Source organism: Rhizobium bangladeshense (assembly GCF_001662075.1).
Lineage (GTDB): Bacteria > Pseudomonadota > Alphaproteobacteria > Rhizobiales > Rhizobiaceae > Rhizobium > Rhizobium bangladeshense_B.
In genome coordinates, this window is the sequence record NZ_LYPL01000019.1 from 54,058 (window position 1) to 71,391 (window position 17,334).

Here is a 17,334-nt window from a genome sequence, read left to right on the forward strand (position 1 = left end):
TATTTAATGGAGAAACCAGTCCGTAAACGAGGTAGACCGCGCCTGCTCGATCGCGAAGTCGGGCTTGACATCGCAGCGCGGCTGTTTTGGGAGCGCGGCTACGAAGGAACCTCGACGGCCGACCTTACGAAGGCGATGGGTATCAATCCACCGACCCTCTATTCGATGTTCGGCTCAAAGGAAGACTTGTACCGTCAGGCACTCGACTTCAGCATTGCCCGTGAAAGCACGCGCCGGTCGCAGATCCTGCAATCATCCCATCTACCGGCTTACGATGCCCTACGCCTCTACCTCTACGATATCGCCGACGGCGACACCCAGCCGGACAAGCCTCGAGGCTGCATGGTCTCGACGGCCGTCCTCCAGCATGCCGAAGAAAATGCGTCCGTCGCACGGATGACGGCGGCCTTGCGCGAAGCATCGATGCAGACCCTCAAAGCCCGCTTCGACCGTGCCGTCGAGGAAGGTGAACTGCCGACGCAAACCGACACCGATGCGCTCGCGCGGTTCTACGGTGCGATCATCCAAGGCATGTCCGCCCAAGCCTGCGATGGCGCCTGCAACACGCGGCTGAAGCGACTGATCGACATCGCACTCACGGCCTGGCCCGGGGAGCTTCGGACCTGACTGGGAGTTCGACCAAAGACACGTTGATCACTGGTGTTGGTTGCACGGGAGAATTTTATCGGTGGTTCGTCGTCCACGGGCGCCTTGAAGAAATTCGAACCCACGGATTCAAGAAGTCATTTTCGCTCATTGAAGGCCGACTTGATGACCGCTTGACGCGGATCGAACCAACGCCCCTTGGTGCTTGAGATCTGGCGGCCAGAGGAGCGCACCTCAAGGTCATGTCCAAAGGCAAGGCCGCCTGCCCGCCAGCAGTCCTGCCAAGCAAGTTCCGTCTGCACCTGTGGCTTCGGCATTCATTCCGGTGCAGCTGGCTGGCCTGCTGCGTTTCGTCACCCGCCAGGAACTGGGCGAAACCATCAATTTCACAGTTTTCGCCCACATCGCAGCCTGGCTGATCTGCTGCGATAAATGTCGGTTCTGTCTAGAAGAGGTCGGTTTTAGACAAGCTGACGGTCGCAACCGAAGCGAGTGCAAGCCGGGTGATCTGCTAGTCACATTATGAAGGCGGCCCCAGAGCCGCATAGTCACAAAGGCGCGTTCAGCGTCGTTGGCTCTACGGCATTGGCATCACGACCTGGCCTCTCGGACAGGTCCTATCGCGATATCCATTTTAAAATTCAAAGGGAACGTCAGCACATAAACCTTGGAGGGATAAAGCATGTCGACTACGAACACACTCCGCAGCATAGATCCGACGGTATTCTGGCCGGCCATAGCAATAGCGGCCGGGTTCATCTCATGGGGAGCGGTCGCTCCGGAGAGCCTTGCCTCCGTCACCCAAGCCACGCTTTCGGCGATTATCGGCGATTTCGGATGGGGCTTTGTTGTCTCGACCGCGTTCTTCCTGATCTTTGCCGGGTTCCTGGCGATCAGCCGTTTCGGCAAGATCAGGCTTGGGGCCGATGACGAGCTTCCGGAATTCCGGACGGCTTCGTGGGTCTGCATGATGTTCAGCGTCGGCATGGGCATCGGCCTGATGTTCTGGGGCGTTGCCGAGCCAGTTTTCCATTTTGGCGCACCCCCTCACGGTCTGGCGGCCGCGCAAACCCGGGAAGCTGCGCTAGTCGCAATGAAGTATTCCTACTTTCATTGGGCGCTGCACCCTTGGGCGATCTATGCCATTGTCGGGCTGGCGATCGCGTACTTCACCTACCGCAAGGGCTTGCCTATCCTGATATCGAGCGCATTCACCCCTCTGCTCGGTAGCGCCGTCAACGGACCGATCGGTAAGACGATCGATATTCTCGCCGTGATAGCCACGCTGTTCGGCACGGCGACATCGCTCGGCCTTGGGGCCCAACAGATCAACAGCGGTCTGAACTTTCTTTGGGGAATCGGTGAGGGGACGGGAATTGCCCTTACGATCATCGCGGTGTTGTCGGTGCTATTTATCGTTTCGGCAGTTTCCGGGGTGGGCAAGGGCGTTCAGTTCCTGAGTAACATGAACATGGTGATCGCGGCCGTGCTGCTACTGTTCCTAGCCATCATCGGGCCGACCATCTTCATCCTCAATACCTTCACCGAAGCACTTGGCGACTATCTATCCGATCTCGTCACCATGTCGTTCCGCACCGCCGCCTTCAGCGACGGCAAGTGGTTGGGCAGCTGGACGATCTTCTACTGGGCTTGGTGGGTTTCCTGGGCGCCTTTCGTAGGGGTCTTCATTGCACGCATTTCCAAGGGGCGCACGATCCGTGAATTCATCGTCGGCGTTCTGCTCATTCCGAGCGGCGTAACCTTCCTCTGGTTCACGATCATGGGCGGCACGGCGCTACATTCCGAACTGATGGGGGCCGGCGGCCTGGTCGAGGCTGTCAACACGAAAGGGGCCGCCATCTCGCTGTTTGCCCTGCTTGAACAATATCCTGCAACCGCGCTCACCTCATTCGTCGCGATCTTCCTTGTCGCCATCTTCTTTATCTCGGGCGCGGATGCCGCCTCGATAGTGATGGGCATGCTCTCGTCTCGCGGCACGCTTGAGCCCGCACGCGGCATCGTCGTGCTGTGGGGTGGCCTCGCCGGAGCGTCGGCCTGTGTGTTGCTGGTGATGGGAGGATTGCAGGGCTTGCAGACCGCGTCGATTATCGCGGCAGCACCCTTCCTCGTCGTCATGGTCGGACTATGCGTCTCGCTATGGACGGCGCTGTTGGACGACCTCGAAGACCGGCCTGAGCCACTCTCTCCCCTTCCCGAAGGTCCGCAATTGGCCACACCGGCTGCTGGATAGATCACCAGTCTCTCATCCAGCGCCAATGATCCGCACCTGGAGGTGAATTTCAGGTGCGGCTTTGGCGTGGACAATGCCGCTGTCTTCGACATGAACGAGATACAAACGGGCTGAACGACAGCGCAAAGACAAAAAGAGCCACGCTCTCATCAAGCCGGGCGTGTAATCATGAGCCAGATAATTCCCAGCACCGCAGCGAAAGCCGGGAAGCCGAAATAAAACCAGGTCCAAAATAGCTTGTGATATCGCGCCGGCAGCGGCTCACCCTTCACCGCTGCTTGCTTCGCGATGTTGCGCATCTCCATCTGCATCCAAACGACCGGCAACCAAAAGGCGCCCGTGACCAGATAGAGGATGATCGACCAAAATATCCACCGATCCCAAAGGGAATAACCGGCATTCCAGGCCAGCGCTATGCCGGTGATCGGCTGAACGATCACAGCCGTTGTCGTGAAGACGAAATCCGCAAGCACCACGATCCGCGCGACGGCGGCTACGGTCATCGCGTTGCCGGTGCGATGCGCCATCAGCATAAAGAAGGCGATCCCCGCGCCGGTGCCGAGAAGAACAGCGGCGCCGATAATATGCAGGAATTTCAGCACGAAATAGATCATCGCTCCTCCAGAATCGCCAGGGCGACCAAGTGTAGCACGAGGATCGGCCATATCTTGGTCAGCGGGCCGAGGGGCTCATTCCACAACTCCGGCAATATTGCCGTGCCCGCTGCTGCATAGAAGAGTGATAGCAAGACAGCCGCGTAGAGGCCCCAACGCGCAGTGCGGCGCAAAGCGATAGCGCATCCGATCACGATGTCTGCAAGAGCTCCGGCAACCACGCTTGGTGCCGCGAGCCAACCTGCGCCGCCCGCCAACATCAGTTCGACGCCCTGCTCGAAACCCGACGTCAGCGATATAATCCCGGTCGCTATCCAGAAGAGTGGCAGCAGCAGAAAAATGACCGGCTTCAGAAAGTAGAGTTTGGCAAACCAACGCTCCTGGACCGAAACAGGGCGACGCGCCAAAGCATCGTCCAACGATAACGGCCGGATTCCGGTAGCGGCGGTCCAATCCGTTGGATCGCCCACGGCGCCGCGGACGATCTCCCTTGCGGCGGTGCTTCGAACCGGCGGCCGCCATCCCAGCAATCCTGCGATATCGCCGAGCCGATAGAGAAGGCTGGCGAGCGGGCGCGGCAGCAGATAGCGCTTGGCGGGAGCCCAGCCCAGCCATCTCCGGTATCGCGCTACAATCTCGTCGAACTCAAGCGGTTGCGGGCCGACGATTTCGAGCGAGACTTTCGATGGGTCCGTTTTGTCGACAAGACGAACGACGGTCTCCGTGACGTCCTCGAGCTGCACCACCTGAAGTTTGCCGGTCGACGGCATCGCCGGCAGAACCGGCAGAGCGGCAAGTCCCCGAAACAATGCACTGGAACCGAACGCGGCGTCACCAAGGATTACGGCGGGACGCAGGATCACCCAATCGAGATCCGTCTCCATCAGAGCCATGTCGCCGGAAAGCTTCGTGCGTGAGAACGCTGACGGCTGCTGCCGATCCACCCCGATCGCCGAGAAATGAATAACTCGGCGTACACCGGATTGCTCGCATGCACTGAACAAGGCTCGCGGTCCCTGCGCGTGGACGCCCGTCATGTTATGCCTCATTCCGTCCTGCAGCGCGCCGGCGCAGTTGACGACTGCATCTATTCCTTTGAGATGAGGCACCCAGTCAGAGGGCTCATCCGCTTGTGCGACGTCGACGTCGACCCAGGTGCCGAGCCCTCCCGCGCGCTGTTTGCCAGGACGAACCGCGCGGATGACATTATGTCCGCCTTTCTCCAGCCCGGCGCAGACGGCGCTACCAACCAGCCCTGTTGCTCCGATAACCAGAATCTTCATGCTTGCGGGCCTTCTCGCTCAACAGACCCGAACTTGTGCGGCCAAATTTCGTTCCAGTGCCAGCCTAACCGCATCCCACATGGCGTCCGCCTCGACATCCGCATTCGCAATGAACCGTTGCGGCTTGTTTCGGCGTAAATCTCCAGGTGCTGATGCCATTGCGATCGCCGAAGCCGCCATGAACGAGATGAGTGCAACGCGGTGGGTTGTCAACGAAGGACGCGTTTCCCTGCGCCTCGATCTCTCGGATGGGCCTGTTGCGATCGACTGAACATTCAGACGCGATGGCCTGCCTTGTCGGGCGTCCCGGACAAATAATAGTCCCCTCGCCTTGAAGGGAGTCGGACCAATGGCTCAGGTGGTCTTGAGCGTGCCGTTCATCCCTTCTGGATAGAAGCCGCCCTTGCTCACTCCGTCCTTGTCGGTGAGGTAGACGATCCGGAGCACCTCCTGCGGCGTTCTGGTGAACGCGATCGCATCGGGCGTCGAGGGAACGATGTTGGCTTTTCCGTCCCGCTGGATCCCCTGGTCCTTAGCGTCTGATCCGTCGATTTTGTCTCGGGCATCGGAGACAGCGTTGGCGGCCTTCCAGGCTTTCTCTCCCTTGCGGTATAGCGTAGATCGCGCCATTCCCATGTGATAGGCCTCGACCGCCAGGATGCCTGCGGCTGCGGCGAGGAAGTCCTTGTTTTTCAGAACTGTCGCCGCACCGGCATAGGCGGTGACGCCGACATCCTCGAACAACATCCCGCCGAGTACGAAGTTCGTCTCGTTGCCGAAGGGGTCGAAATCCGGCCCGAGGCCTGCTGCTTGCGCGACGGCTTTGAAGCCCGCATCGAAATCGATGGCCGGCCGGTCAACCGCGTTGGTTCCAAGCGTCTTGCGGTAGAAGCGGACGTGCGCGAGTTCATTTTCCGCGACTTCCTGCATGAATGCGCCGATGGCGGGCGTCTCGAACGAGACTTGCTTTCCACCAACGACGTCGCCGGGTTTCGAACCGGCATCGGCTGCGTCGATGCCCATTCCGGTGGTGCCGCGGAGGTAGTATTCAGCCTCCATATATTCGAGGTTGAGCGCAAAGCGGAAAATGTCCTCGTCCGATATGTCCTGTGCCAATACCGGAGAAGGCTGCGCGATTCCGCTGAGTGCCGCTCCGGCGCCGAGTACGATAAGTCCCTGAAGCGACTGACGCCGGGATAGGTGAAGTGCCCCTTGCATGGCGGTCTCCTATGTTTGTTGATTCAACACCGCTGTCAGCACCGCGGCACCGAATGCATTTGCCTCATGATTAGATGGTCTGGGCCGCCAAAATATTCCCGTGTCCCGCTACAAATGCGAAAGGAGCCGGCGTGAACGGCTTATGTGCGCTCAGTCGCCGCGTTCAACAGATCCTTTTGAACCAAGGATTGCGAGCCGATCGAGGACTGATTGCGCGAGGCGGTCGCAACGAGCGCCAGCGAAGAGAAACGTATCCGTGAACACGGTGGCGAGCTTGTCCCCCAGCGCCTCGCGGAGCAGCCGGCGTGCGCGATAAAGACGGGTGCTGACTGTCTGAGGTCGCAATGCCAAAAGAAATGCGGTTTCCTCAATGCTCATTTCCTCGACGTCCCGCATGACAAAGACGATGCGAAAGGGCTCCGGCAAGTCACCGACGGCTCGCTCCAGGAGGCCGCGGATTCCAGCGAGAGCAGCCGCCTCTTCGGGATCAGGCTTGTGTGCGCTGAACGGAGCGACCATGGCTTCGATGACTTTCGCGTCCACAGTGGGTCGCCTTTTCCGGCGGCGTCCCAGCGCCTCGTTCAGCGCGATCCGGGTGAGCCAGGTCGACAGCCGCGCCTCCGCGCGGAATTCGGCCAGATGGGTGAAGGCGTGGATATAGGTCTCCTGAAGTACGTCCTCCGCCTCGGTGTCGTCATTCAGGATGGCGCGGGCGACCCGGTGAAGCCGCTGATTGTGACGCTTGATGATTAGCCAGAATGCGGAGGAGTCTCGCTGTCGCGCGTGTTCAACCAGCCCCGCATCGTCAAGGTCCTCGATTCTCACTCCCTCGGTGGATCCGCTCGGCTTCATCAAAGGCGCTCCAGATGCGTCAGCTTACTATTAGATAAGCGTTTTCGGCTTTTCGGTCTGCGGCTAGGTGGAGACTTGGGACTCTAGCGGAACAGAGGTCTGTTGACCAAGTAAATCGGACTTGTCGCGGAGCAGTTCCATCTTCTGGTTTCGGCGCAACTCAGACTCGCAGAGCGATCGCCGGCGATTTCTGCTTTCAGGAAGCCGTAAAAGGTATTTATCGAACTTCAATAAGCCGCTGTTTTCTCGTTGGTTTGTTGTTTGTTGTCATTGGAGCTTGGCGACAGTATCGCGGTACGGACTACCGTTCTCGATTTCCCTTGCCTGCCGAGACGGCGCCCACGTTCCAGTCGCGCAATGCTCCGCAGACTTCCACTCTGGTGGGTGCGCCGATGCGTCCGCCGAACTTCCGGCCTTTGAGCGCCGCCGCCATCGACGACAGGCGCATCGTCTCTTCGATCGGCAGGCCTCCAGCGATCGCAGCGCGAAAGCGCCATGGAAGATGTCGCCCGCCGCAAGCGTGTCGACCGCTCTGCAATGATGCGTTCGCCGGCGGCATCGTTGCCGACCGCCCCCTGGCAGCGCCATCCGCCGATGTTCAAAAAACAGGCATTTGCTGCACAGTGTACACAGTGTTAGTCCGACGAGAAATTGCAGCCAGCCAAATCAATGACTTATGACGTGGCACACCTCTTGCATGAAACTTCGCGAGTTGGTGGCTAGGGTTCCGGCGTTCCTCTTCGGGAGCGTGCTGGTCCGAGAGCCACCACCGGCTGGGGGAGAAATCCCACCGGATGCACGGCGGGACAAAAGCCCGGGAGACCTCGTAAGCCAAGGGATTGGCGGCGCGATGGTCTTTGCCGATCCCTTTTTGAAAAAGCAAAAGGGGAATTTCTATGCAGACTTTTTCGAAGATTCTTTCCGTAACGGCCCTTTCGGTATCGCTGGCTTTCGGGTTCGGCTCCCCCGCTGGCGCAGCACCGAAAACCAGTTTCAAGGTCGCCTGGTCCATCTATGTCGGCTGGATGCCCTGGGGCTATGCCGCCGATCACGGCATCGTCAAGAAATGGGCCGATAAATACGGCATCAATATCGAGGTCACCCAGTTCAACGACTACGTCGAGTCGATGAACCAGTACACGACGGGCGCCTTCGATGCGGTGACGCTCACCAACATGGACGGCCTGTCGATCCCGGCGGCCGGCGGGGTCGACACGACGGCGGTCATCGTCGGCGACTTTTCGAACGGCAATGACGCCGTCATCCTGAAGGACAAGGCGAGCCTCAGCGACATCAAGGCCCAAAACGTCAATCTCGTCGAGTTTTCCGTCTCGCACTATCTGCTCGCCCGTGCGCTTGAAAGCATCAAGCTCAGCGAGCGCGACGTGAAGGTGGTCAATACATCAGATGCCGACATGGTCGCCGCCTACAAGACGCCTGATGTCAGCGCCGTCGTCACCTGGAATCCGCTCGTCTCCACCATTCTGGAAGATCCCAGCGCCAAAAAGGTTTTCGACAGCTCGCAGATCCCGGGGGAGATCATCGACCTGATGGTCGCCAATACCGACGTGCTGAAGGACAATCCGAACTTCGGCAAGGCGCTGGCCGGCATCTGGTACGAGACGGCCGCGCTGCTGCGGGCCGATACCGACGAGGGCAAAGCCGCGCGCGAAGCCATGGGCGCAGCATCCGGCACCGACCGCGCTGGCTTCGAGGCGCAGCTCGCCGCGACCAAGCTCTTCGATAAGCCGGCCGACGCCGTTGCCTTCACCGCCTCACCTAGCCTGCCGAAGACCATGGATCTCGTCCGCAGTTTCCTTTTCGAAAAGGGCCTGCTCGGCAATGGCGCGCCGTCCGCTGACGTTATTGGTATCGAAATGCCTGATGGCAAGGTGCTGGGCGATACCGGCAATGTGAAGCTTCGCTTCACCGAGACCTACATGAAGGCAGCGGCCGACGCCTCGCTCTGATCACAACAGGGGCGCGGTTCGGCCGCGCCTCCTCCCCTTCCCAGTGGAGCACTTCCCATGCGTTGGATCAACACGAGGCCAAGCCGGGGCGCGCAGCTTGCCTTGACGCTGCTGCCCTTCGTGCTGGTCGCGCTTGCCTATGCCGTCGGCTCGGCTGCGCGATTGGCAGAAAACCCCAATGACAAGCTTCTACCAAGCCTCGCGGGCTTCGCCGATGCAATCAACCGCCTGGCTTTCATCGCCGACCAGCGCACGGGTGAATATCTGCTCTGGTCGGATACCGGAGCGAGCCTGATCCGGCTACTCTCCGGCCTCGGCATCTCGACGGCGATCGCGCTGCTGATCGGCATGCTGATCGGGATGCTGCCGTATCTCCGCGCGCTACTCGCCCCTTTCACCGCCGTGATCTCCATGGTGCCGCCGCTCGCGCTTTTGCCGATCCTCTTCATCGTCATGGGGCTCGGCGAAACCTCGAAGATCGCCCTCATTGTTATCGGCGTTGCACCGACGATGATCCGGGACCTGGCATTGAAGGCGCTTGAGCTGCCCCGCGAACAGATTGTCAAGGCCGAAACGCTTGGCGGCTCCTCCTGGCAAATCGGCCTGCGTATCGTGCTGCCGCAGATCCTGCCGCGCCTGATCACCTGCCTGAGATTGCAGCTTGGCCCTGCCTGGCTGTTCCTGATCGCGGCCGAAGCGATCTCGTCCGATTCCGGCCTCGGCTACCGCATCTTCCTCGTCCGCCGCTATCTCTCGATGGATATCATCTTCCCCTATGTCGTCTGGATCACGCTGCTTGCCGTGGTCATGAACGCCCTGCTCGACCGCTTGCGTATCGCCGTCTTCCCCTGGTCGGAGCTGGAGAAGCAGGCATGAGCGAACTGAAGATCGAACGGGTCTGGAAGGAATATGGCGACCAGATCGTGCTGGAAGACGTGTCGCTCACCGTCGCCTCGCGCGCCTTCGTCGCCCTGGTTGGCCCCTCCGGCTGCGGCAAGACGACGTTTCTGCGCATGCTGCTTGGCCAGGAGCAGCCGACGAAGGGCAAGATCTTGCTCGACGGCGAGCCGCTGCCGCCGGAGCCGGGGCCGGATCGCGGTGTCGTCTTCCAGCGCTACTCCGTCTTCCCGCATCTGACCGTGCTCGGCAATGTGCTGCTCGGCAGGGAATTTTCCGCCGCGCGCTACAGCGCCAAACTCTTCGGCGCGGCCCGCCGCAACGCGCTCGAGGAAGCGCGCCGTCTGATCGCCGAGGTGGGCCTTGCCGGTTCCGAAGGCAAATATCCGGCCCAGCTTTCGGGCGGCATGCAGCAGCGCCTTGCGCTGGCCCAGGCGCTGATCATGAAGCCGAAAGTGCTGCTGCTCGACGAGCCCTTCGGCGCTCTCGATCCGGGCATTCGCGCCGAGATCCACATGCTGATGAAACGGCTCTGGCATGAGACGCAGATGACCGTCGTCATGGTCACGCATGACATGCGCGAAGCCTTCACGCTTGCGAACCGCGTCGTCGCTTTCGAACGCCGCCGCAACCGGCCGGAGGAAAGGGAGCGCTACGGCGCCACCATCACCAAGGATATTTCCATCTGGCCGCCACGCCTTGCCGGCCAGCCATCGATCTTCAGCCCCGACCGGGACGGCCCGGTCGCTCCCCTGGGGCACAGCCGGGACGACCTGGCACCGTCAGGAGAGATGCAATGATGCATGTGGGACGCTCACCCGAAGAAATCGCCGCCAACCGCGCGCGATATGAGGAGCATCAGAAGAAGGGGCTGGAATTCGCCCCCAAGGCGCTGCCCGGCCCCAGCCCCCTGCCGGCGCCGGCCATCGACGCGGCCGCCGTCATCCACCAGGAAACCATCCCCGGTGGCTGGTATTGGTCGACGAAAGTCTCGCGCGGCGAGGCGATCCGCATCGATCAGGCGGAGGGCAATTCCACCGTGGCGCTCGTCGCCTGGAGCGCCGCCGATACCAGTGAACGGATCAATCTCGTCGATACCGCCAAGGTCCAGTGGACGACGGCGCTCGGCAAGGGGCGCGTGATCTTCTCCGACATGGGCCGCGTGATGTTCTCGATGATCGAGGACAGTTCCGGTGCCCATGACTGCCTGATGGGCGGCTCGACTTCTGCCTCGAACGCAGCGAAATATCCGGGCGAAAAGACGCGCAATACCCGCGACAACCTGGTCCTCGTCGCCGGCAAGCTCGGTCTTACCCGTCGCGATATTCCCGGCATCCTCAATCTCTTCGCGCCCGTGCGCCTTGCCGAGGCCGGCGGCTTCGGCTGGCAGGGCAAGCGCTCGAACAGCGGCGATTATGTCGAACTCCGTGCGGAGATGGACATGCTGGTCGGCTTTTCCAATTGCCCGCATCCGCTCGATCCGGATCCGATCTACCAGCCGAAACCTGTTGTCATCACCCGCTACAAAGCGGCAGCCTCAGCTGCGGACGATCTTTGCCGCTCGGCAACTGCCGAAGCGGTGCGCGGTTTCGAAAACAACGCCTTGATGCAGGCCTGAGGAGAAGACGATGTCCGATTTCATCCAGACCTCGCCTACCCGCACCACGGAAAATGCCGCGCAGGATCACTTCATCGCAGCCGAGGCGCCGTGGTCCGGGGTCGTGCGCAAGGGCCAGATCATCCGCATCGAGGATAGCTACGGCCAACAGGCGATCGACACGCTGTTCTATCGTGCCGATGATTTCTCCGAGCGCTATTCCAACCAGGACACGATGCGCATGCAGGGTGCCGCCTATGTCGGCATCGGCACGAAGATCATGTCGAGCGAAGGCAACGTCATGCTGACCATGACGGCCGACAGCTGCGGCCGCCACGACACATCGGCCGGCGCCTGCTCCTGCGAGAGCAATACGGTGCGCTTCGGCCACGGCACGAAATACCTGCATGCCTGCCGCGACAACTTCGTCCTCGAGGTCAGCAAGCACGGCATGAGCAAGCGCGACATCGTGCCGAATATCAACTTCTTCATGAACGTACCGATCCAGCCGACCGGCGAGATGACGATCGTCGACGGCATTTCCGCACCCGGCGACTATATCGAGCTCGTCGCCGAAATGGACGTGCTCTGCGTCATCTCCAATTGCCCGCAGATCAACAACCCCTGCAACGGCTTCGATCCGACGCCGATCCGGGTGCTGATCTGGGATGGCGAGGCCTGATCATGTTCAAGAAAGTTCTGATCGCGAACCGCGGCGAAATCGCCGTGCGGGTCATCAAGACCCTGCAGCGCATGGGCATTGCCTCGGTCGCCGTCTATTCCGATGCCGACCGTTTCGCCAAAGCGGTGATGATGGCCGATGAAGCCGTCCGTCTCGGTCCGGCGCCGGCCGGCGAAAGTTACCTGAACGTGGATGCCGTCATCGCCGCGTGCAGGGCGACGGGAGCGGAAGCAGTCCATCCCGGCTATGGCTTCCTCTCCGAAAATATCGGTTTTGCCGAGCGGCTTGCCGCCGAAGGCATCGCCTTCATCGGTCCTCGGCCGGAGCATCTGTCGGCCTTCGGCTTGAAACATACGGCCCGGGAACTCGCCAAGGCGAGCGGGGTACCGCTTCTGCCCGGTACGGGCCTGTTGTCGAGCGCCGATGAAGCGCTTTCCGCAGCAGAGGCGATCGGCTACCCGGTGATGCTGAAGAGCACAGCTGGCGGCGGTGGCATCGGCATGCAGCTCTGCGCCGATCCGGAAAGCCTGCAGGCTTCGTTCGAGAGCGTGCAGCGTACGGCGCGCGCAAGCTTCGGCGACGCGCGTGTCTACATAGAGCGCTTTGTGGCGGAAGCCCGGCATGTCGAGGTGCAGATCTTCGGGGACGGCAGAGGCAAAGTCATCGCGCTCGGCGAGCGGGACTGCTCGCTGCAGCGGCGAAACCAGAAGGTCGTCGAGGAAACCCCTGCCCCCGATCTTTCGACCGCAACCCGTGGCCGCCTGCACAAGGCAGCCATCGATCTCGGCGTTTCGGTTTCCTATGAATCGGCAGGCACTGTCGAATTTATCTACGATCCCCAGCGCGAGGAATTCTATTTCCTGGAGGTCAACACCCGCCTTCAGGTGGAGCATCCCGTTACGGAAGCGGTGTTCGGCATCGACCTCGTTGAATGGATGATCCGCCAGGCCGCGGGTGAAGACGTGCTCTCCGGCGCCAAAACACTGGCGCCGAAAGGTGCGGCCATCGAAGTGCGCGTCTATGCCGAGATGCCGCATGCCGACTTCCGTCCGAGCGCCGGCTTGCTGACGGAGGTCGCCTTCTCCCAGGATGCACGCATCGACGGCTGGATCGAAACCGGCACCGAGGTGACGCCTTTCTACGACCCGATGCTCGCCAAGCTGATTGTCTCCGCCGAAAATCGCCCGGCGGCGATCGAAAAGCTGCAGAAGGCGCTTGCCGAAACATCGATATCCGGCATCGAGACCAACCTCGATTATCTCAGCGCCATTGCCGGCTCCGAACTCCTCGCCAGTGGCAAGGTGGCGACGACGGCGCTGCGCGATTTTTCCTTCGTGCCCGACGTCATCGAGGTGATCGCGCCCGGCGCCCAATCAAGCATCCAGGAACTGCCGGGCCGGCTTGGCCTCTGGCATGTGGGGGTGCCGCCAAGCGGCCCGATGGACGAGCGCTCCTTCCGCCACGCCAACCGCCTTGTCGGCAACGGCGACACGGTCGCAGCACTGGAGCTGACGGTATCCGGCCCGGTGCTGAAGTTCCATACCGATACGGTGGTCGCGCTTGCCGGCGCGAGAATGGCGATGAGCGTCGACGGCGAGACACTGCCGCATGACGTGGCCGTGATGATCCGCGCCGCTCAGATCCTCTCAATCGGCAGCATTGATGGACCGGGGCAGCGCGCATACCTCGCCGTCGCAGGCGGTTTTGCCGCTCCCGTCGTCCTCGGCTCCCGCGCCACCTTTGGCCTGGGCCAATTCGGCGGCAACGCCACCGGCACGCTGAAGACCGGCCACGTTCTGCATCTTGCCCGCAAGGTCGCGGCCGAGCCGCCGATGCCGGCGACGGAGCCGGCGGAACTGACGCGCGAATGGGATGTCGGTGTGGTCTACGGTCCGCACGGGTCGCCCGATTTCTTTCAGGACGGCGATATCGAAACGCTGTTTTCGACGAGCTACGAGGTGCATTTCAACAGCGCCCGCACCGGGGTGCGCCTGATCGGCCCCGCGCCGAATTGGGCGCGCAGCGATGGCGGCGAGGCTGGCCTTCATCCCTCAAACCTGCATGACAATGCGTACGCGATCGGCGCGATCGACTTCACGGGCGACATGCCGATCATCCTCGGGCCTGACGGGCCGAGCCTCGGCGGCTTCGTCTGCCCGGCGGTGATCGCCCGCGACGAGCAATGGAAGATGGGACAGTTCAAGCCTGGCGACCGTATCCGCTTTCATCCCGCCGCGCGGCCAGAAGATCCGATTGCCGGCCCAGTCGTGCATCGGGCAAAGGAAGAGGCGGGCTCGCCGATCATCGGCAAGCGCGACGACGGCCCCGTCTCCGTTGTCTATCGCCGCCAGGGCGACGACAATCTGCTCGTCGAATATGGACCTATGACGCTCGACATCGCCCTGCGGCTCAGGGTGCACCTGCTGATGCAAGCCGTATCGCAGGCACGACTGCCCGGGATCATCGATCTGACGCCCGGCATGCGTTCGCTGCAGATCCACTATGACGGCACGACACTGATCCGCAAGCGCCTGCTCGGCCTGCTGGCAGAGATCGAGGCGGGCCTGCCGGCCGCGCAGGATGTCAGGGTGCCGAGCCGCATCGTCCATCTGCCGCTTTCCTGGAATGATCCGGATGCCGCGCTCGCCATGCGCAAATATCAGGAACTCGTGCGGCCGAACGCGCCCTGGTGCCCTGATAACATCGAGTTCATCCGCCGCATCAACGGCCTGCCTGATGAACAGGCGGTGCGCGATATCGTCTTCGATGCCAGCTATCTCGTCCTCGGCCTCGGAGACGTCTATCTCGGCGCACCGGTCGCGACCCCGGTCGATCCGCGCCATCGGCTGGTGACGACGAAGTACAATCCGGCCCGCACCTGGACGCCCGAAAATGCCGTCGGCATCGGCGGGGCCTACATGTGCATCTACGGCATGGAAGGCCCTGGCGGTTACCAGCTTTTCGGCCGCACCATCCAGGTCTGGAACACATGGAGGCAGACGCCGGTATTTGCCAAGGACAAGCCGTGGCTGCTCGACTTCTTCGATCAGATCCGCTTCTTCCCCGTCAGCCACGAAGAGCTGACCGAAGCCCGCGCTGCCTTTCCGCATGGAGGATATCCGGTCAGGATAGAGGAAAGCGAGTTCTCCTATGGCGCCTATGAGTCCGGGCTTGCCCGCGACGCAGCCGCCATCGGCGCGTTCAAATCGAAGCAGCAGGCGGCCTTCGAAACGGAGCGGCAACACTGGAAGGAACTCGGCCTCGACAGCTTCACCGTCGATGAAAGCGCCGGCGCCAGCCTTGCCGGCGAAATACCGCAGGGTTGCTTCGGCGTCGAAAGCGCCGTGCCGGGCAACGTCTGGAAGATCCTCGTCGAAGAGGGGCAGCCGGTGGCCGCCGGCGACACATTGGCCATCATCGAATCCATGAAGATGGAAATCAACGTAACCGCCCATGCCGGCGGCCGCGTCCGTGATCTGCGCGCCGGTCCTGGTCGCAATGTCAAAGCCGGCGATGTGCTGGTCGTTCTGGAGGAAATCTGATGCTCCCCGCCATTCTTGATCTAACCTCGCTGCGGTCCGCCTATGCGGCGGGCCTGTCCCCGCTCGAGCTGGTGGAAGAGATCATCGCAAGATGCGGTGCGTCCGACGATCCGGCCATCTTCATCGCCATGACGCCCGAGGAGGAATTGCGCGCCGCCGCCCGCGAGCTGGTGGCCCGGGCGCCCGAACCGAACAGCCTGCCGCTCTGGGGCATTCCCTTCGCCGTCAAGGACAATATCGACGTGGCCGGCCTGCCAACGACCGCCGCCTGCCCGGCTTTCGCCTATCATCCGCAGGCGGATGCGACGACGGTCGCGCGTTTGCGGGCTGCCGGCGCCATCGTGATCGGCAAGACCAATCTCGACCAGTTCGCAACGGGGCTGAACGGCACGCGCTCGCCGCATGGCGCGCCGCGTTCGGTGTTTGACCGCAACCATGTCTCTGGCGGCTCCAGTTCGGGTTCAGCCGTTGCCGTGGCGGCCGGTCTGGCAAGCTTTTCGCTCGGAACCGACACGGCCGGTTCGGGCCGCGTGCCGGCCGCTTTCAACAATCTCGTCGGCATCAAGCCGACGCCGGGGCTGGTGCCCAATGTCGGCGTAGTGCCTGCCTGCCGTAGCGTCGACGTCGTCACCGTCTTCGCGGCGACGGTCGGCGACGGCATTGCCATCCGCCGGATCATGGAGGGCTACGACGCCCGCGATCCGTTTTCACGGCAAGCCGTGCCCGCAAGCCTGCCGTCGACACGCTCGCGCATCGGCGTCCTCGACGGTGCGGAACGGGAGTTCTACGGCAACAAAAACGTTGAGGCCCTCTATGACGCGGCAATCGAAAGGGCGCGGTCGCTGGGTGCGGTGATCGTGCCCTTCGACTACGCCCCTTTCCGGCAGGCGGCCGAACTGCTCTACAACGGCCCCTGGGTCGCCGAACGGCTGGCGGCGGTCAAGGAATTCCTGGCAACGAATGGCGGCGACTTCGACCCGACGGTGCGGGCCATCATCGAAGGGGCAAAGGCCTATGATGCCGTCGACGCCTTCGAGGGCCGCTACAAGCTGGAAGCATTGCGGCAGAAAACAAGAGCCGAATGGGCCAAGGTGGATTTCCTGATGCTGCCGACATCCCCCACCACCTATAGCGTCGACGAAATGCGGGCGGACCCGATTGTCAAGAACAGCCATTTCGGCCGCTATACCAATTTCGCCAATCTGCTCGATTGCGCGGCGATCGCCATTCCCGCCGGCTTTGACGCAAACGGTCATCTGCCCGCAGGCGTGATGCTGGTAGGACCCGCCTTCACCGACGACGCGCTGGCGCCCTTTGCCGACGCCCTGCATCGCGCCGCGGAGGCCGGAATGGGCAAGGACCGCAACATCGCGCTGCCGGAGGCAAGTCGCGTCTTACCCCCCGCTGACGACTTCGTCCCGATCGTCGTCGTCGGTGCCCATCTGACGGATATGCCGCTGAACCACGAACTGACGCGAACGGGCGGATACAGGTTGAGAACAGGACGAACGGACGGCAGCTACCGCCTCTTCGCCCTCAACGGCACGATCCCACCCAAGCCCGGCCTGGTACGCGATCCGGGCTTTGCCGGCGATGGCGTGGAGATCGAGGTCTGGGCGCTGCCACCGGCCGCATTCGCCCTTTTTGTCCAGAACATTCCGGCGCCGCTTGGCGTCGGCAAGATCACGCTCGATGACGCGAGTTGCATCACGGGATTCTTGTGCGAGGCACATGCGGTCACGGGTGCCCGGGAGATCACCGAATTCGGCGGCTGGCGCAACTATGTTCGCTCAACCAGTCCGGTGGCATAAAGGGAGAGAGG

13 protein-coding genes, 1 pseudogene and 1 riboswitch are annotated in these 17,334 nt (G+C 61.9%); of the genes and pseudogenes, 9 read left to right on the forward strand and 5 right to left on the reverse strand.

Annotation, left to right across the window (positions count from 1 at the left end; genetic code table 11):
- Positions 1 to 6: 6 nt before the first annotated feature.
- Positions 7 to 627, forward strand: a complete 621-nt coding sequence (locus A7X77_RS27710; RefSeq protein ID WP_064686047.1) for a TetR/AcrR family transcriptional regulator — start codon at positions 7 to 9, stop codon at positions 625 to 627.
- Between the two features lie 661 nt (positions 628 to 1,288).
- Complete coding sequence (locus A7X77_RS27720) at positions 1,289 to 2,857, forward strand: BCCT family transporter (RefSeq protein WP_064686049.1); 1,569 nt, start codon at positions 1,289 to 1,291, stop codon at positions 2,855 to 2,857.
- A gap of 149 nt (positions 2,858 to 3,006) precedes the next feature.
- On the opposite strand, the gene A7X77_RS27725 is transcribed toward A7X77_RS27720, so the two are convergent.
- From A7X77_RS27725 to A7X77_RS34120, 5 genes and pseudogenes are all read right to left on the reverse strand, one after another.
- Positions 3,007 to 3,471, reverse strand: a complete 465-nt coding sequence (locus A7X77_RS27725; protein ID WP_064686050.1) for a DUF2269 family protein — start codon at positions 3,469 to 3,471, stop codon at positions 3,007 to 3,009.
- Positions 3,468 to 4,754: an SDR family oxidoreductase gene (locus tag A7X77_RS27730; RefSeq protein ID WP_064686051.1), complete on the reverse strand. Its 1,287-nt coding sequence runs from the start codon at positions 4,752 to 4,754 to the stop codon at positions 3,468 to 3,470. The genes A7X77_RS27725 and A7X77_RS27730 overlap by 4 nt, the downstream gene beginning before the upstream one ends.
- Positions 4,755 to 5,108: 354 nt before the next feature.
- Positions 5,109 to 5,972: a ferritin-like domain-containing protein gene (locus A7X77_RS27735; protein WP_064686052.1), complete on the reverse strand. Its 864-nt coding sequence runs from the start codon at positions 5,970 to 5,972 to the stop codon at positions 5,109 to 5,111.
- Between the two features lie 150 nt (positions 5,973 to 6,122).
- Positions 6,123 to 6,824 (reverse strand): RNA polymerase sigma factor, encoded by a 702-nt coding sequence (locus A7X77_RS27740; protein ID WP_064686053.1) that lies wholly within the window; start codon positions 6,822 to 6,824, stop codon positions 6,123 to 6,125.
- Positions 6,825 to 7,125: 301 nt separating this feature from the next.
- Positions 7,126 to 7,358: pseudogene (locus tag A7X77_RS34120) on the reverse strand (PfkB family carbohydrate kinase); the annotation flags it as partial.
- Between the two features lie 174 nt (positions 7,359 to 7,532).
- Positions 7,533 to 7,647: riboswitch (guanidine-I (ykkC/yxkD leader) on the forward strand.
- 73 nt (positions 7,648 to 7,720) lie between these two features.
- Between A7X77_RS34120 and A7X77_RS27745 the strand changes: the two are divergent.
- From A7X77_RS27745 to atzF, 7 genes are read left to right on the forward strand one after another with little or no spacing between them, the layout of a single operon-like run.
- A complete protein-coding gene (locus A7X77_RS27745) occupies positions 7,721 to 8,794 on the forward strand; it encodes a putative urea ABC transporter substrate-binding protein (protein WP_064686054.1) in 1,074 nt (357 codons plus the stop codon).
- Between the two features lie 57 nt (positions 8,795 to 8,851).
- Positions 8,852 to 9,670 (forward strand): ABC transporter permease, encoded by an 819-nt coding sequence (locus tag A7X77_RS27750; protein ID WP_064686055.1) that lies wholly within the window; start codon positions 8,852 to 8,854, stop codon positions 9,668 to 9,670.
- Positions 9,667 to 10,491, forward strand: coding sequence for an ABC transporter ATP-binding protein (locus tag A7X77_RS27755; protein WP_064686056.1), 825 nt, complete (start codon positions 9,667 to 9,669; stop codon positions 10,489 to 10,491). The genes A7X77_RS27750 and A7X77_RS27755 overlap by 4 nt, the downstream gene beginning before the upstream one ends.
- Positions 10,488 to 11,309: an urea amidolyase associated protein UAAP1 gene (locus A7X77_RS27760; protein WP_064686057.1), complete on the forward strand. Its 822-nt coding sequence runs from the start codon at positions 10,488 to 10,490 to the stop codon at positions 11,307 to 11,309. The genes A7X77_RS27755 and A7X77_RS27760 overlap by 4 nt, the downstream gene beginning before the upstream one ends.
- A gap of 10 nt (positions 11,310 to 11,319) precedes the next feature.
- A complete protein-coding gene (locus A7X77_RS27765; RefSeq protein WP_064686058.1) occupies positions 11,320 to 11,970 on the forward strand; it encodes an urea amidolyase associated protein UAAP2 in 651 nt (216 codons plus the stop codon).
- A 2-nt stretch (positions 11,971 to 11,972) separates the two neighbouring features.
- Positions 11,973 to 15,512: an urea carboxylase gene (gene uca, locus A7X77_RS27770; RefSeq protein ID WP_064686059.1), complete on the forward strand. Its 3,540-nt coding sequence runs from the start codon at positions 11,973 to 11,975 to the stop codon at positions 15,510 to 15,512.
- The gene (gene atzF / locus A7X77_RS27775) at positions 15,512 to 17,323 is read left to right on the forward strand and encodes an allophanate hydrolase (protein ID WP_064686060.1); all 1,812 of its coding nucleotides are present in this window, start codon (positions 15,512 to 15,514) and stop codon (positions 17,321 to 17,323) included. Before uca ends, atzF begins: the two co-directional genes overlap by 1 nt.
- The last annotated feature ends 11 nt before the right edge of the window (positions 17,324 to 17,334 follow it).

What these genes read in the sequence shown, in the direction of transcription:
- A7X77_RS27710 (WP_064686047.1), top strand. Translation starts at nt 7, where the DNA reads ATGGAGAAACCAGTCCGTAAACGAGGTAGACCGCGCCTGCTCGATCGC.
- A7X77_RS27720 (WP_064686049.1), top strand. Translation starts at nt 1,289, where the DNA reads ATGTCGACTACGAACACACTCCGCAGCATAGATCCGACGGTATTCTGG.
- A7X77_RS27725 (WP_064686050.1), bottom strand. Translation starts at nt 3,471, where the DNA reads ATGATCTATTTCGTGCTGAAATTCCTGCATATTATCGGCGCCGCTGTT.
- A7X77_RS27730 (WP_064686051.1), bottom strand. Translation starts at nt 4,754, where the DNA reads ATGAAGATTCTGGTTATCGGAGCAACAGGGCTGGTTGGTAGCGCCGTC.
- A7X77_RS27735 (WP_064686052.1), bottom strand. Translation starts at nt 5,972, where the DNA reads ATGCAAGGGGCACTTCACCTATCCCGGCGTCAGTCGCTTCAGGGACTT.
- A7X77_RS27740 (WP_064686053.1), bottom strand. Translation starts at nt 6,824, where the DNA reads ATGAAGCCGAGCGGATCCACCGAGGGAGTGAGAATCGAGGACCTTGAC.
- A7X77_RS27745 (WP_064686054.1), top strand. Translation starts at nt 7,721, where the DNA reads ATGCAGACTTTTTCGAAGATTCTTTCCGTAACGGCCCTTTCGGTATCG.
- A7X77_RS27750 (WP_064686055.1), top strand. Translation starts at nt 8,852, where the DNA reads ATGCGTTGGATCAACACGAGGCCAAGCCGGGGCGCGCAGCTTGCCTTG.
- A7X77_RS27755 (WP_064686056.1), top strand. Translation starts at nt 9,667, where the DNA reads ATGAGCGAACTGAAGATCGAACGGGTCTGGAAGGAATATGGCGACCAG.
- A7X77_RS27760 (WP_064686057.1), top strand. Translation starts at nt 10,488, where the DNA reads ATGATGCATGTGGGACGCTCACCCGAAGAAATCGCCGCCAACCGCGCG.
- A7X77_RS27765 (WP_064686058.1), top strand. Translation starts at nt 11,320, where the DNA reads ATGTCCGATTTCATCCAGACCTCGCCTACCCGCACCACGGAAAATGCC.
- uca (WP_064686059.1), top strand. Translation starts at nt 11,973, where the DNA reads ATGTTCAAGAAAGTTCTGATCGCGAACCGCGGCGAAATCGCCGTGCGG.
- atzF (WP_064686060.1), top strand. Translation starts at nt 15,512, where the DNA reads ATGCTCCCCGCCATTCTTGATCTAACCTCGCTGCGGTCCGCCTATGCG.